Origin of the sequence: Corynebacterium sp. L4757 (genome assembly GCF_043673995.1) — a bacterium.
Lineage (GTDB): Bacteria > Actinomycetota > Actinomycetes > Mycobacteriales > Mycobacteriaceae > Corynebacterium.
This window is the reverse complement of record NZ_JBIMEN010000002.1, coordinates 289,339-305,345: the sequence shown is the minus strand read 5'-3', so window position 1 is coordinate 305,345 and position 16,007 is coordinate 289,339. Positions and strand designations below refer to the sequence as shown.

Genomic DNA, 16,007 nt, shown 5'->3' with positions numbered 1-16,007 from the left:
TGAAGTAGAACTCACTCCGACAATTATGACCTCAGGCGTCACTAAATTCCTAGTTTGCTTCTCGCATTAAAGAAAAATAGCCCTTTCGGGGTGTGGTCGCTGTGCGAACAACCGCCCTGGAAGTAACTCCCACCAAGAGTCCTCGGCCACCCATCCCATAAGTGGGTGTAAAACAAACAGGCTTTACTCTAAATTTGCCCATATCGGGTGCTAGTGTCATTAGTTACATAAACCAAGTGGCAGAACACGCTCTGGTTCGCTGACAGTGTCTGAACGCACTTTCATCCATATCCAGTGCACGAGCAAAAGAAGGAATGACACTATTACTGTGAAAAATTCCCGTGCCAAGCGGTACCTTCCAGCGGCGTTATTGATTACGCCGGCGCTAGTAACCTTGGCCATCGTCATTGGCTACCCGGTCATACGCGCCATCATGCTGTCATTCCAGGGCAATCGCCGCCTGGACCCTGAAACAGGTACCTTCGTCGAAGGCGGGTTTGCCGGGCTAGAGAACTACCTTTACTGGATCACCAATCGCTGTATGTCCCCCAGCGGTGAAGTTTCTGTCTGCCCACCCGGTGTGATCGCCACCGATTTCTGGCCAGCAGTAAAAATCACCCTCTTCTTCGCCGTCACGACCGTGCTTCTGGAAACCATCCTGGGCCTGATGATGGCACTGATCATGAATGGTAATTACCGCGGCCGCGGCCTGGTACGCGCTGCCGTGCTGATTCCTTGGGCAATTCCTACCGCAGTCACCGCGAAGCTTTGGCAATTCATGTTTGCCCCACAGGGAATCGTCAATTCATTACTTGACCAACAGATTGCCTGGACCACTGACCCGTGGGCTGCACGTCTCGCGGTGATCATCGCCGATGTCTGGAAGACCGCACCATTTATGGCGCTGCTCATCTTGGCCGGATTGCAGATGATCCCGAAGGAAGTTTATGAAGCATCCCGCATTGACGGCGCTTCCCGCTGGCAAACCTTCATCCACATCACGCTTCCGCTGGTCAAACCAGCCCTGATGGTTGCAATCCTCTTCCGCACCTTGGACGCGCTGCGCATGTACGACCTGCCAGTAATTATGATTTCCGGCTCTTCCAATTCCCCTACTGCAACTATCTCGCAGCTGGTGGTGGAAGATATGCGCCAAGGCAATTTCAACTCGGCGTCTGCTATGTCAACGCTGATCTTCCTGCTGATCTTCGCAGTAGCGTTCATCCTCATTAAATTCCTCGGCGCTGACATCGCGGGCGGAACGGGAATGCAAAAGCGCAAGCTTATTAAGAAACGCGACGAGGCCACCGATGTCGACCAAGCCGTGGCACCGCCCGAGAAAGTTGGCGCCGGAATCCGAACAGGCGGTGGCGCAGCCGGTGGCGCAGCCGGTGGCGCAGCCGGTGGCAGCACAGCTAAGGAAGTAAAAGATAATGCGAAGGAGGCGCGCTCATGAAACAGTCGAAGCTGTCCTTGATTGGCCACTACGCGGGCATTATCTTCATCATGTTCTGGGGCCTGGCACCGTTTTATTGGATGGTTGTCACCGCACTGCGCGACTCGAATCACACCTTTGACACCACGCCGTGGCCAACGCACGTTACCTTGGATAATTTCCGTGATGCGCTGGCAACAGATAAAGGCAATGATTTTCTCGGAGCGATTGGTAACTCGCTCATCATCTCGCTGATCACCACGGCACTCGCCGTTGCCATTGGCGTGTTTACCGCTTATGTCCTGGCACGCATGGATTTTCCTGGCAAAGGCATTGTCACGGGCATCATCCTGGCGGCGTCTATGTTCCCGGGCATCGCGCTGGTCACTCCACTCTTCCAGCTCTTTGGTGACTTGGGGTGGATTGGCACTTACCGCGCGATGATCATCCCGAATATTTCCTTCGCGCTTCCACTCACCATCTACACCTTGGTGAGCTTCTTCCGTCAGCTTCCCTGGGAGCTGGAAGAAGCTGCCCGCGTGGATGGCGCGACGAAGGCTCAAGCATTCCGCCTCATCCTGTTACCGCTCGCGGCACCAGCATTGTTTACCACCGCGATCATCGCATTCATCACCACGTGGAATGAGTTCATGCTGGCCCGTCAGCTCTCCACCACAGATACCGAACCAGTGACTGTGGCAATTGCACGATTCTCTGGCCCATCTGCCTTCGAATATCCATATGCCGCAACCATGGCTGCCGGCGCGCTGGTGACCATTCCGCTCATCATCATGGTGCTCATTTTCCAGCACCGAATCGTTGCCGGACTGACTGCCGGCGGCGTCAAGGGTTAGGTTAAGGAGGCCTGCGACACATGCCACCGAACTATCACCCCGAACAAGCCAAACTGCTATGGGACACCGCCCTCGGATTTGTGGGATTCATGGCCGCGGTATCGATGCTGCAGGCCATCATGAATGTCTTTGCTGAATCACCAGCAATCTGGCCAGGTTTCGTGGCAGCCGGGCTCATCGGAAGTACTTGGCTTATATACCGCGCTAAGAAGAAGTACTTTCAGCGCTATCAGCGCCCCTATGACACAGAAAGCTCTGAGCAATCATGATGAACATGCAACCTCACCGCCGTTGGTATGAAAATTCTGTGTTCTACCAAATCCTCGTAGGCGTATTCAACGACACGACCGGAGACGGTATCGGCACGCTCAAAGGCTTGGAAGAAAAGCTGGACTACCTGCAGTGGCTCGGCGTGGATTGCGTGTGGCTTTCACCTTTCTACGCATCTCCCCTACGCGATGATGGCTACGACATCTCGGACTACCGCAGCATTCACCCGGACTACGGTACGATGGAAGATTTCGAGTCTTTAGTCGCTGCCATCCACAGCCGCGGCATGAAGATTATTACGGACCTCGCGCTTAATCACACATCTATGGAGCACCACTGGTTCCAAGAATCCCGTAAAGACCCACATGGGCCTTATGGCGATTATTATGTGTGGGGCGATGACCCCAACCGTTATCCAGAAATCCGCGTCATCTTCACTGATGTGGAGTCCGGAAATTGGAGCTTTGATGAAGTCCGCGGGCAGTATTATTTCCACCGCTTCTACAAAGAACAGCCGGATCTCAACTATGACAATCCAGCGGTTCACCAGGAAGTGCTGGATCTCATTGATTTCTGGATGGACAAAGGCCTAGATGGTTTCCGCCTTGACGCTATTCCTTATTTATATGAGCGTGATGGCGAAGGCGGTGAGTCTCTACCGGAGACACTGGAGTTCATCGGCAAACTTCGAGCCCATGTAGATGAGCACTATCCGGATGCATTCATGATTGCGGAAGCCAATCAACCGCCACAGCAAACCCGCGAATTCTTTGGCGCAGGCGACCGCGTGCACATGGTGTTTAATTTCCCACTCATGCCGAGGCTCTACCAGGCGATTGCCACGAGCCAGGCCAGCCCGATCGATGAAATCATGCCGGAACTCCTGCACCTTCCGCCCACTGCGCAATGGGGAAATTTCCTCCGTAACCATGATGAATTAACGCTGGAGATGGTCTCTGGTCCGGAGCGTGAGCTGATGTATTCGGCCTATCTGCCGGATGATTCCATGCGAGCACATTTAGGTATCGCGCGCCGCCTAGCACCATTGATGGATAATGACCGCGCGAAAATTGAGCTGATGTTCGCGCTGCTATTTAGCCTTCCGGGCGCTCCATTTTTGTATTACGGCGAAGAGATCGGCATGAATGATGACCCCTCATTGCCAGACCGTTATGCGGTACGCACGCCGATGCAGTGGGATGCCAGCCCTGGTGCCGGGTTTAGTACATCGGAGAATCCGAAGCGTCCCATTGTTGGCGGCAAAGGTTTATCGGTACAAGAGCAGCAAAATGACCCGGATTCCCTCCTCAACTTTGTCCGCTCCCTCATCGCTGCACGCAAGGCCCACCCAGAACTGGGTATTGGCCACTACGAGTCTTTCGCGGTAGCAGAGCCATCGCTCTTGGCTGTCGCGCGCACGCTCGATGCTCAGGATCGACTGATCCCAGCGGATGCGATGAGCTCCGATGTGATGCTTTGCTTATTTAACTTCGCTCCGCACCCCATCGCGCTTCCTCCACAAGCCTTGGCTGCAGTTGGCGGTGTGGGCAAGGTTAGTTTCGGTTCCGTGGCGCATGGCAGTGAGCTTCATGTCGGCGATGCCCTTCCGGGCTTTGGGTTTGCGTGGATTTCTGCAGGCTAATGAACCTGCCGTGTGCCAAGCATCATTGGCACACAATCCTGAGAGCAAAATTAAGGTTTTGGCATTGAAAACAAGTGACCTTCGTCAAAACGCGAGGAAATTCTCATATTTTTTCGACCCGACCCAGGGCTATAACCTGCACGTATTGGTTTTGTGATGGAAATCACCGGGATTCAATGGTGGAAACTGACATCAATAGAGTCTAGGATTTCGAAACATGACCATTTCCTCACCTTTCACGGATCTTGACAGCTTGGAAGACGACAACACCACCGCAGGCAAACTTGCCGAGCTTAAGCGTCGCCGCGCTGAAGCGACCTTGCCTATGGGTGAGCCTGCAGTAGAAAAGGTTCACGCACAGGAGCGCCTCACCGCCCGCGAGCGCCTGGACTACTTGCTGGATGAAGGTTCCTTCGTAGAAACCGACATGCTGGCAAAGCACCGCACCACCGACTTCGGCATGTCTAAGAAGAAGATTGTCACCGACGGTATCGTTACCGGCTGGGGCACCATCGACGGACGCGAAGTCTGCATCTTCTCCCAGGACGGCACCGTCTTCGGCGGCGCACTCGGCGAAGTTTATGGCGAAAAGATGATTAAGATCATGGAACTCGCCGTTACCACCGGCCGCCCACTCATCGGCCTCTACGAAGGCGCTGGCGCACGCATCCAGGAAGGCTCTGTCTCCCTGGACTGGATTGCACAGACCTTCTACCAAAACATCAATGCCTCTGGCGTTGTGCCACAGATTTCCGTCATCATGGGCGCCTGCGCCGGCGGTAACGCATACTCCCCTGCACTGACTGACTTCGTGGTCATGGTGGACAAGAAGTCCAAGATGTTCGTCACCGGCCCAGACGTGATTAAGACCGTCACCGGCGAAGAAGTCACCCAGGAAGAACTGGGCGGCGCATCTGCACACATGCAAAACGCTGGTAACTCCCACTACACCGCAGAATCTGATGAAGAAGCACTGGACTGGGTACATGACCTGGTTGGCTACCTGCCTTCCAACAACCGCCAGCAAGCACCACTCGAGCTGACCGAGTTCACCGATGAAATCACCGAAGACGACCTCAAGCTCGACGAAATCATCCCAGACTCCCCAACCCAGCCTTATGATGTGCGCGAAGTTATCGAGTCTTTGACCGATGACGGCGAGTTCATGGAAATCCAGGCTGAACGCGCTGAAAACGTCGTGATTGCATTTGGCCGTATTGAGGGCCAAACCGTTGGTTTCGTTGCTAACCAGCCAACCGTCTTCGCCGGTTGCTTGGACATTGACTCCTCCGAAAAGGCAGCACGCTTTGTCCGCACCTGTGACTCCTTCAACATCCCACTAGTACTGCTCGTCGACGTACCAGGCTTCCTGCCTGGTATCGACCAGGAGCACAACGGTATTCTGCGTCGCGGCGCGAAGCTGCTTTACGCATACGGTGAAGCAACCGTTCCAAAGATCACCGTCACCATGCGCAAGGCCTACGGCGGCGCATACTGCGTGATGGGCTCCAAGGGTCTGGGCGCTGACGTCAACTTGGCATGGCCTACCGCACAGATCGCAGTGATGGGTGCATCCGGCGCAGTCGGATTCATCTACCGCAAGGAACTAAAGCAGGCACACGAAAAGGGCCTGGACGTAGCCGAGCTGGCGAAGTCCTTCGAGCGCGAATACGAAGACCACATGCTCAACCCATACAAGGCAGCAGAACGTGGCCTGATTGACGCAGTCATCCTGCCATCCGAAACCCGCCAAATGGTTGCCCGCAACCTCCGCCTCTACGCCGACAAGAACGTTGCCCGTCCAGCACGCAAGCACGGCAACATCCCGCTGTAAATCGCCTACGCGATTTACAGCGTATGAAGAGGACGCGAATTGCAGCGTAAGAAGCGGGAACCGTATTTTCTTCAGGAAGACGGTTCCCCGCATGCATCAAGTGAAATGAAGAAATAGCCCCATAGTTTTCTGCTATGAAAAGCCGCGCTTGGCCAAGGTATTGCCTTCGCTGAGTGCGGCTGGCTATGTCGAAGCTGATATGGGGTTGTAAACTAGCTGATTATGACTAATAAACCGGATCTGAAAACGACTGCCGGCAAGATCGAAGACTTGGATCAACGTCTTTCCAATTCCCGCCACCCCCTTGGTAAGGAAGCGGCAGCAGGTCAGGCAGAAAGCCAGCTCACTGCCCGAAAGCGCATTGATGTTTTGCTCGATGCCGGTTCCTTCGTTGAAACTGATGCACTAGCACGCCACCGCTCCGTGGACTTCAACCGTGAGCACGATAAGCCACTCACTGATGGCATCATCACCGGCTACGGCACTCTTGATGGCCGCAAGGTCTGCGTCTTTAGCTATGACGAGTCCATCTTTGAGGGCACACTCGGTGAGGTCAACGGCGAAAAACTCATCAAGATCTACGACCTCGCAATCAAGACGGGCGTACCAATCGTTGGCATCCATGCATCGCGTGGACCACGTGTCCAAGAAGGCATCGTCGCACTTGGTATGTACGGCCGCATCATGGCACGTGCAACCAAAGCATCCGGTTTGATCCCACAAGTTTCTGTTGTCGTTGGTGACACCGAAGGCCTGGCATCCTTCGCGGCAGGCTTTGCTGATGTCATCATCATGACCACCAACGGTGCCCTGCACCAGGCGCGCCCAAGCGCAGTTGCACAGGTCTTTAGTGAAGACGTCACGGTTGCTGATCTGGGTGGCGCTGCAGTGACGTCAGAAAATGGCACCACGCAGCTCATCGCTGATACTGATGAAGCCGCATTAGGTATCGCACGTGATGTGTTGAGCTACCTGCCGGTCAATAACCGTGCGGAAGCCCCACGCACCGAAGAAGAGATCATGTCTGGCGCGATTGCGGAGAATATCTCTGAGCGCGATAAGACTCTGCAGTCCGTCATCCCGGATGAGGCATCTACTGCTTATGACATGCGTACCGTCATTGACACCGTGGTGGATGAAGCGACCTTCTATGAACTCGGCGGTGCACATGCTGCCAATGTGCTGACCGGTTTTGCACGTATTGAGGGCCGCAGCGTGGGCATAGTGGCGAACCAGCCCACGGTTAATGCTGGTGCTTTGGATGCAGCTGCTGCTGAAAAGGCAGCCCGTTTCATCCGTACCTGCGATGCCTTCAACACCCCAGTGGTGACTTTCGTAGATTCGCCGGGCTTTGTGCCATCGGCAAGCGAAGAAAAAGCAGGCCTGGTGCGTCGTTCGACCAAGCTGGCTTATGCCTACGCCGAAACCACCGTGGGCACCATGACGGTTATTACCCGCAAGGCACTGGGCCCCGCATATGTGTTCATGGGTTCCAAGGACTTAGGCGTAGACCTGGCATATAGCTGGCCAACCGCAGAAATCGCGGTCACCCAGACTTCCCAGGCAGCAGAAGATATCTACGGCGCAGATGCGACCGAAGAACAGCATGCTGAGCTGGACAAGAAATTTATGGGCCCCTACCAAGCTGCAGAGCGTGGCATGGTGGATGGCGTCATCGACCCAGCGGCAACCCGCGGACACCTCATTGAAGGCCTGCGCCTGCTTGAGCGCAAGGTTGTGTCCTCGCCGCTGAAGAAGCACGGAAATATCACGCTCTAGAAATTATTTAATTAGCTCTAGACCCCGGGTTACTTGTGTGGCACTCTAAGTGCAGCACACGGTGCTCCCAGACTGTTAAGGAAGAGAAGACATGACCACTTCAACTGACACTGATACCGCCACTAAGGCCACCTCAGCACCACTGTTTAGCGTGGTTAAAGGCAACCCTTCCGAAAGCGAGATTGCCGCTCTCACCGCTGTCTTCGCACAGCTATCCAATCAAGCACGCCGTGATGCGGCTGGCGCTGGTGTATCCAAGCATGGTGAGCGCAACCTATGGGGCCGCCCAGAGGACCGTTTCAAATCGCAGCTGAACTTCAACCCAGCAGCGTTTAGAAACGTGCGTTTCTACTAGATTTTCCTCCCCTAGCGGGGGTGGGGACCCTTCTCGTTAGGGGTGTAGTACCTATCCTTTTTCCTTTTCTTGGTGCTGCACACCTTCTTGGTGAAGTGTGCAGCACCGCTACTTTTTATGTTCATGGCTGCTATGTGATCTAGAATCCCTGCATGCAAATTATTCTCGCTTCTCAATCCCCTTCGCGCGCATCTATTCTGCGCGGCGCCGGCGTGGACCCTGTTCTGCGCCCTGCGCATGTGGATGAAGCCGCCATCATTGATGGCCTTTATGATGCGGCACCCGCTGAGGTGGTTTCCCGCCTAGCTGTTGCTAAGGCACAAAAGATCGCTCCTGAGTTCCCCGAAGATGTCATCATCGGTGGCGATTCCATGCTGCTGCTGGATGGCGAATTGCAAGGAAAGCCACACACTGTCGAAGCCACCATGGAACGTTGGCGCAGCCAGGCCGGCAAGACTGCTGAGCTATTGACCGGGCACTGCGTGCTGTGGGGCGATCAGAAACATGTGGAAACCTCCCGCACCACCGTGCGTTTCGCGCAGGCCACCACCGCAGATATCCGCGCCTACGCCAACACGGGCGAGCCGCTGGAGTGCGCCGGCGCTTTCACCCTGGAGGCAATTGGCGGTTGGTTCATTGACCGCATCGAAGGTGATCCTTCCTCAGTTATTGGCCTTTCCCTTCCTGTCGTGCGCCGGGCGCTGTATTCCTTCGGCCTATCCGTCAGTGAGTTCTGGCCTCCTGCGAAGACCGCGGCTGCAACCGATGACTCTTTGGCAACTGTCACCAATTAACGCTTATAGGTAGATTGGTGGGCATGGAAATTAATGACATGCTTGCCCCACCACCAGTAAAGCTACCCGAGGACCCGGCTCAGGCCGAGGCCGCAAACCACTCCCCGCATGAGTTGGCAGCGAAGTTTCCTGCCAGCCCTTTCGCGTGGGCTGAGTTGGCTGAAGCGGAATTAGCGCAAGCACAAAAGCAAGATGCGGAAGCATCCGAATTCATTACTGCTTATGCATTTGCGCGTACCGGCTACCACCGTGGCTTGGACCGCCTGCGTGGCAATGGCTGGAAGGGATGGGGGCCGGTTCCTTTCTCCCATGAGCCAAACCAGGGTGTGCTGCGCGCTATCGCTGCTTTGGGTCACGCGTCCCAGGCAATCGGTGAGACCGAAGAGTATGACCGTCTGCGCCAAATGCTTTCCGATGCCGACCCTGACTCCGTAGCCACCCTTTTGGATGGTAAATAAACTTTCACTTATTTAATCCTATGGCCTGCTCTTTCATTCATTTCGGAACATAAAGAGCAGGCCTTTGGCTACCCTGAGGCGTGTGACTTCCACAATCCAGAACCCACGCATTGAGCTTCCGCCCATCGGATTTGGCACCGTCCACTTAGATGGTGCTGCCGGTGTAGAAGCAATGACCTCTGCTATTTCCACTGGCTATCGCCTCATTGATACCGCGTACAACTATGAAAATGAAGGCGCTGTGGGCGTTGCCCTCCAAAAATCAGGCGTGCCCCGTGAAGAGCTCATTGTCACTTCCAAGCTGCCTGGCCGTTTTCACGAGTTTGAGAAAGCCCGCCCACGCATTGAGGAAAGCCTCTTCCGCCTCAGCGTTGACTACTTGGATCTGCTGCTGATCCACTGGCCGAATCCTGCCCAGGATCTCTATGTCGAGGCGTGGCAGGCGCTCATTGATGCCCGCGACCGCGGCCTAGTCCGACACATCGGCGTATCCAATTTCCTCCCTGAGCACATGGAACGCTTAGAACAAGAAACCGGTGAGCTGCCCGCCGTTAACCAGGTGGAGCTGCACCCCTACTTTCCACAAGTCGACCTGGTGGAGTGGCACAATGAGCGCGGCATTGTCACTGAAGCATGGAGCCCGCTCAGCAACGGCCGCGGCCTAGTGGAGGAACCAGTCCTGAAGGAAATCGGCCAGCGCCACGGCGCTGGTGGCGGCGAGGCCGCCCTAGCGTGGCATGCCGCGCGCGGCATTGTCCCCATTCCACGTTCCACCAACCCCGGACGTCAAAAATCAAACCTGGAAGCCGTCAACATCACCCTTGATCATGACGACATCCAGGTCATTAGCGCCCTAGGCCGCCCCGATGGACGCATCAAAGACCAGGACCCACGGACCTACGAAGAGTTTTAGCCCTTCATTGAGCCGGTCGCATCAAAGTTTTGATGAAAGCTCAGCGCAGTGCGTAGGTCATGCGGGGTGTGCTGGAACTTATTCTTCTTTGCGCGCTCGAAGTACTCCTCCAGAAGTGGACAGTATTCTGGGTGAGCACTAGAAATCATCTTCGGCACGCGTTCGCGTGGTGCAAGACCGCGAAGGTCGGCGTAGCCGTATTCGGTGATAATGACCATCGCATCATGTTCGGTGTGGTCAATGTGGGATGCGAAAGGAACGGCTGAGGAAATGGCATCACCCTTCGCCACCGATGGTGAGATAAACGTGGAAGCGAAAGCAGTACGGGTGGAATCGCCCGATCCGCCAATGCCGTTCATAATGCGGGTGCCGGAGACGTATGTGGAATTCACATTGCCATAGATGTCGGCCTCAATCATGCCATTGAAAGAAATCAGGCCCCTGCGGCGGATGACTTCCGGGCTATTGGAAATCTGTGGTGGCCGCAGCACCAGGTGGCTGCGGTACTTGGATGCCTCGCGGTTCATCTTCTCCGCGTATTCAGGAGAGAGTGCGAAAGAGGTTGCTGAAGCGACAGTCATCTTGCCCGCGTCAATCAGATCCAGCATGCCGTCTTGAACAGCCTCGTGTGGGCCTGGATGTTTTCAAACTTAGAATCCAGCAGGCCAGCCATCACAGCAATCGGCACATTTCCCACACGAGACTGCATGATGTAGCCGTCATAGGTCAGGCGGCCAGCTTGAACTTCACCTTCGAGGAAGTCGAGGAAGTGGCCTGCAATCTGCTTGGAGGTTTCATGGAAAGGCTTGAAAGGGCTATTGCGGTCCGGTGCACCCGTTTCAACCACGGCGACGACCTTTTCCGTATCAATCTGGATGAAGGTTTCACCAATCCGGTCACCCACATTATTGATTGGAATTGGGGTTCGGTTTGGTAGACGCGGCACGCGGTAAACATCAGCCATGCCCTCAAGCTCCAGCGACTGCCAGGAGTTCACTTCAATGATGAACTTCTTTGCGGAATCAATGCACTCGAGATTATTGCCCACCCCGGAAGAAGGAACCAAATGGCCTTCCTCAGTAATGCGAGTGACTTCAACGACGGTGACATCCAGCTCACCGAAAAATCCTTGTTCCACCTGTAGCCCGGAGTGGGATAGATGAATGTCCTGGTACTTCATCGCAGCGGAGTTAATCTTGCCGCGCATTTCCGGATCAGACTGGTATGGCATGCGATAGTTAATCGAGTCGGCTTCCGCCAAGACACCATCGCAGTCCGGCGCGGTGGAAGCGCCAGTGATCAGGTTGATGGTGAATTCATCGCCCTTTTTCGTGCGCTTCTCTAGCGCGATTGGCAATAGCCGTTGGCAGCGCCTTCGGGTAGGCGGCCACGGTAAAACCGGACATGCCAACGGTGTCACCATGATGAATGAACTCGGCTGCTTCATCAGCCGACATTACTTTTGAAGCAAGCGCACTGCTGGCGATTCTTTCAGACATAGCTATCGCTTTTCTTGCCTAGCTCTTGGTGGGCTTATTCTGGCCACTGGTTATTGCGAATGACCTCTACGAAGTCGCCGCGTTTGAAGCCAGGGACGAAGTGCTCGAGGACATCAGCTTTAACATTGCCGAAGGTGGTTTCTGGGCGGTCTTTGATGCCATCCGTGAACGCGGCCAGAATTTGGTTCTTAAAATCAGGACGTGGGTGCGCAGCGGTGATTTCCGCGCGCTGCTCTTCTGTGATGGTGTTGTATCCGAGTCCCAACACATCGTGTTCCACGCCGCGGGTCACCAGGGCAACCTCAGCTGCCATGTGTAGTGGAATCTCAGGGGTAGTGTGCAGGGCAATCGCGGTCCAAACGGTTTCAGCAGCGTCCTTGGTGATGCCATGCTCAACGAGGAAGCGGCGAGCTTCATCAGCGCCATCAATCTCAAAGCGCTGGTCAGTGCGGCGGTATTTCTGTGTTAGGCCCAAGTCGTGGAACATTGCGCCGACGTACAGCAGTTCTGGGTCATAGGACAGACCATCTTGTTCACCGCGCAGTGCACCAAAAATGAATACGCGGCGGGAGTGGTCGAAGATGAGCTCGGAGGCGTGCTCACGAACGAGTTCGGTTGCTTCTTGTGCCAGCTTGGAATCGGGGATCGTGATACCGGAAATTATCTCAGGCATGTGATGCTCCTTAGAAAGCTAGTTGTGGGTGTTCGCTAACACTTCCCCAGTGTGCCGGAAGACGTAGACTCAATCCATGTCGATCCGGCCATATAAACCACAAAAAGCGACACAAGATCGTTGAGTACCCCAATGCGCAAAGTAGGATTTCTCGTCTTTGATGGGGTCACCCTCATGGATGTCTCAGGCCCCGCTGAGGTATTAAGCCGCGCGCCCGGCTATGAGATTGTGCGCTTCTCCCCGCATGGAGGAACCGTGGAATCCACCAGTGGAATTCCAGTGGCGGATACTTTAAATCCATCACCAGAGTTAGCCGCCACCTTGGACACACTCATCATCGCTGGCGCAGATCGCCTCCCCTATGAATCCTGGCCAGAAGGTTTATTAGAGGCCGCTAACATTTTGATTTCGCACATGGGCGATGCCCGGCGCGTGGCAAGCGTGTGCACAGGCGCATTCGTGTTGGCCGAACTGGGACTTCTTGATGGCCGTCATGCCACCACCCATTGGAAGAATGCTCGCGATCTGGCCACCCGGTACCCGCAAATCAAAGTCAACCCCGATATCTTGCACGTCCATGATGGTCGCTTCATTACATCGGCCGGCATTACCGCGGGCATTGATTTGGCACTATCACTGGTGGAAGAAGACCACGGCGCGGCAGCCGCTAGGTCAATTGCCCAAGACATGGTGATGTTCATGCACCGCCCCGGCGGGCAATCACAATTCGTGGGCTACGCAATCCCACTCAATATCATCAACCCAGTGGTCAAAAATGCCATTGAGGTATTCAAAGCCGATCCCCAAGGCGATCATTCCTTGACTTCCCTGGCACGTGCTGTCGCCGTGAGCCCACGCCATTTGGGTAGGCTCTTCACCAAAGAAGTGGGAATTACTCCCGCCAAATGGATTGAAAAGATGCGGCTGCATACCGCCCAAGAACTCATCCTGGATGGTTATAGCGTCACTGCCGCTGCACAGCGGTCGGGATTTGGAAATGATGAGAACCTCCGCCGGGTATTTGGGCGTCGGCTCAAGATGTCGCCCTCGGAATACCGCGCACGGTTCAGCACAACATTTCGCTAAATTTCAACGCTCACGATGCGCAAATCGATAGTCCGATCGAAATACGCCAATGTTTGAAATAATGCCCGAGAATCGCCATCTGTTTTTGATATTTCAGTATTAGCTTCATTCTAAAAATGCTGGATGCACGCTTAAGGGAACCTTATAATTGCTGTTCTCGCAGAATTCTCCTACGGTAGATCCGGCTTCTGTGCACGTATTTTAAATGTAGATGGATTACGGAGGAAAGATGGCAAATCTTGCCAAGTCTCACCTACGAGACACTTCGAAGGATCCAGAAAGCACTGATTCTTCAGACGAGCAAAATCAAAAACATTCTGCTGTTAACAAACCAGTGTTTTACACGGCCGCTGGTCTAATTATCGCTTTCGTACTGTGGGCGTGGCTCGCCCCTGCGCAAGCTGAAGCCGTAATTTTCGGGTCGATGAATTGGATAGCCGCCAACCTCGGCTGGTACTACATCCTCACCGCAGGAATCATCGTGGTCTTTGTTGTCGCTATCGCACTCACACGCGTCGGCAACACTCGACTGGGACCTGATCATTCTCGACCTAAATACCGCTTATTTACTTGGGCTTCCATGCTCTTTGCGGCTGGCATCGGCGTTGACCTGATGTTCTTCTCCATTGCTGGTCCCGCAACTAATTTCCTTACCCCACCAGAGTCCGTTGAGCTTTCTGATGAAGCTGCCCGCATGGCGCCAATTTGGACCATGTTCCACTACGGAATCCCTGGTTGGGCTATGTATGCACTCATGGGCACGGCCCTGGGACTATTCGCATATCGTTATCACTTGCCACTGAGTATCCGCTCGGCGCTCGCGCCAATTTTCGGCAAGCGCATTCATGGCGCTGCCGGCAATGCAGTCGACGTCACCGCAACTCTCGGCACTATCTTCGGTATCGCTACCTCGCTGGGTATCGGCGTTGTCTTCCTGAACTACGGCCTGTCGGAACTCTTTGGACTTCCTACCAACGCCGCTGTTCAGGTAGCGCTTATCGCCCTTGCAGTATTAATTACTGTCATTTCCACGGTATCCGGCGTGGATAAGGGCATTCGTCGACTGTCAGAACTCAACGTTCTGCTCGCTGTTGGTTTGCTGCTGTGGATTTTGGTGACTGGCAAGACGGCTGAATTGCTCAGCCAGCTGGTCCAAAACGTTGGCGATTTCTTCAGCCGCTTCCCCGGCATGCTGCTCAATAACTTTGCCTACACCGATGGATCCGCCGCCTACCCTGCTGAACAGTGGTTGGGCGATTGGACACTCTTCTTCTGGGCATGGTGGATGGCATGGGCACCATTTGTTGGACTCTTCCTGGCACGTATCTCTAAGGGCCGTACTCTGCGTGAGTTCATCTTCGGTGTTCTGCTGATTCCATTCGGCTTCATCCTGCTTTTCGTATCCATCTTCGGCAACGCGGCACTGTCTTTCTTCCGCGCTGGCGATGATGCCTTCCTGCAGGAAGCTGTTGAGCTGCCAGAATCGGGCTTCTTCAACCTGCTTTCGCAATACCCTGGCGGCATGGTGCTCATCGCTGTCGCTGTATTCGTCGGCATGCTGTTCTACATCACCTCAGCTGACTCCGGCTCCCTGGTGATGGCGAATATGACCTCCAAGGCATCACTACAGGATTCTGATGGTGCACCATGGCTGCGTATTGTCTGGGCAGTGATCACCGGTGCGCTCACGCTGGTCATGTTGTTTATTGACGGTGTTTATACGCTTCAAGCCGCAGCCGTGCTGATCGGCTTGCCGTTCTCGGTCGTGATGTACCTGCTGATGGCCAGCGTGCTCAAGGCCTTGCGCGCCGAACAACGCAGTCTGGATTCCAGGCTCTATTCAGTAGCCCGCGCTTCTCGCGGCACAGCCGGTGGAGCCGAGCAAGCACCATGGCAAGACCGACTGGCAGGCCGAATGGCATTCCCTGGACCTAATCAGGCAAAGCACTTCATGGAGAAAACCGGCATACCGGCCGTTGAAACCGTGGCGCTGGAGCTTCGTGAATTGGGTATGGATGTCTCCCACTCCAAGGGAGAGAACGCCGAAGACGACATGCCATTCGTGGACCTTGTTGTTCGCTTCCCTGAACAAGAGGAATTTAAGTATCAGCTCTCTCCAGTCATGTACTCCACCCCAACGTGGGCGCCGGATGATGGCGAGGAGCACAAAACCTACTTCACCGTCGAGGTTTTCACAGCTCGTGGTACTCGCGGCATCAATGTTATGGGTCTGACCAAGGACCAGGTCATTGAAGATGTGGTGAGCTCTTATGAAACTCACCTCACCTATATGGAGATGGGCGGCGAAGAAGGCACATCCTTTACTGGCGTGGAAACCACCGCCCCCACCGATTGGGACGGAACCGGTACCGTCGACAGCGACGAGACCAACAGCGACTCTCAATCAAACTAAGA

At 54.7% G+C, this 16,007-nt stretch carries 13 protein-coding genes and 1 pseudogene; 12 read left to right on the top strand and 2 right to left on the bottom strand.

The window, feature by feature from the left end:
- The first annotated feature begins 328 nt into the window (after positions 1-328).
- The 10 genes from ACG98I_RS03885 to ACG98I_RS03840 all read left to right on the top strand — a co-directional run bounded on the left by ACG98I_RS03885 (position 329) and on the right by ACG98I_RS03840 (position 10,334).
- Positions 329-1,456 carry a carbohydrate ABC transporter permease gene (locus tag ACG98I_RS03885; protein ID WP_394718542.1) on the top strand — a complete coding sequence of 376 codons (1,128 nt, stop codon included), beginning with the start codon at positions 329-331 and terminating at the stop codon, positions 1,454-1,456.
- Complete coding sequence (locus ACG98I_RS03880) at positions 1,453-2,289, top strand: carbohydrate ABC transporter permease (protein WP_394718540.1); 837 nt, start codon at positions 1,453-1,455, stop codon at positions 2,287-2,289. Before ACG98I_RS03885 ends, ACG98I_RS03880 begins: the two co-directional genes overlap by 4 nt.
- Positions 2,290-2,309: 20 nt before the next feature.
- On the top strand, positions 2,310-2,558 hold the full coding sequence (locus tag ACG98I_RS03875; RefSeq protein WP_394718538.1) for a hypothetical protein: 249 nt from the start codon (positions 2,310-2,312) through the stop codon (positions 2,556-2,558).
- A 5-nt stretch (positions 2,559-2,563) separates the two neighbouring features.
- Positions 2,564-4,201, top strand: coding sequence for a maltose alpha-D-glucosyltransferase (treS, locus tag ACG98I_RS03870; protein WP_394718537.1), 1,638 nt, complete (start codon positions 2,564-2,566; stop codon positions 4,199-4,201).
- Between the two features lie 217 nt (positions 4,202-4,418).
- Entirely contained in the window at positions 4,419-6,035 is a 1,617-nt protein-coding gene (locus ACG98I_RS03865) for an acyl-CoA carboxylase subunit beta (RefSeq protein ID WP_394718535.1), read from the top strand.
- Positions 6,036-6,257: 222 nt separating this feature from the next.
- Complete coding sequence (locus tag ACG98I_RS03860; RefSeq protein ID WP_394718534.1) at positions 6,258-7,814, top strand: acyl-CoA carboxylase subunit beta; 1,557 nt, start codon at positions 6,258-6,260, stop codon at positions 7,812-7,814.
- A gap of 91 nt (positions 7,815-7,905) precedes the next feature.
- On the top strand, positions 7,906-8,169 hold the full coding sequence (locus ACG98I_RS03855) for an acyl-CoA carboxylase subunit epsilon (protein WP_394732527.1): 264 nt from the start codon (positions 7,906-7,908) through the stop codon (positions 8,167-8,169).
- A gap of 152 nt (positions 8,170-8,321) precedes the next feature.
- Entirely contained in the window at positions 8,322-8,963 is a 642-nt protein-coding gene (locus ACG98I_RS03850; protein WP_394718531.1) for a Maf family protein, read from the top strand.
- Between the two features lie 23 nt (positions 8,964-8,986).
- Complete coding sequence (locus ACG98I_RS03845) at positions 8,987-9,421, top strand: DUF3151 domain-containing protein (protein WP_394718529.1); 435 nt, start codon at positions 8,987-8,989, stop codon at positions 9,419-9,421.
- Positions 9,422-9,503: 82 nt separating this feature from the next.
- The gene (locus ACG98I_RS03840) at positions 9,504-10,334 is read left to right on the top strand and encodes an aldo/keto reductase (RefSeq protein ID WP_394718527.1); all 831 of its coding nucleotides are present in this window, start codon (positions 9,504-9,506) and stop codon (positions 10,332-10,334) included.
- Here the strand turns inward: ACG98I_RS03840 and ACG98I_RS03835 are convergent.
- Together ACG98I_RS03835 and ACG98I_RS03830 are read right to left on the bottom strand one after the other, a co-directional pair.
- Positions 10,331-11,833: pseudogene (locus ACG98I_RS03835) on the bottom strand (succinate CoA transferase). The gene ACG98I_RS03840 and the pseudogene ACG98I_RS03835 sit on opposite strands and share 4 nt — an antisense overlap.
- 34 nt (positions 11,834-11,867) lie before the next feature.
- Entirely contained in the window at positions 11,868-12,506 is a 639-nt protein-coding gene (locus ACG98I_RS03830; RefSeq protein WP_394718525.1) for an HD domain-containing protein, read from the bottom strand.
- A gap of 120 nt (positions 12,507-12,626) precedes the next feature.
- Here ACG98I_RS03830 and ACG98I_RS03825 point away from each other — a divergent pair, with 120 nt between their 5' ends.
- A complete protein-coding gene (locus ACG98I_RS03825; RefSeq protein ID WP_394718524.1) occupies positions 12,627-13,592 on the top strand; it encodes a GlxA family transcriptional regulator in 966 nt (321 codons plus the stop codon).
- A 229-nt stretch (positions 13,593-13,821) separates the two neighbouring features.
- Positions 13,822-16,005, top strand: a complete 2,184-nt coding sequence (gene betT / locus ACG98I_RS03820) for a choline BCCT transporter BetT (RefSeq protein ID WP_394718522.1) — start codon at positions 13,822-13,824, stop codon at positions 16,003-16,005.
- The last annotated feature ends 2 nt before the right edge of the window (positions 16,006-16,007 follow it).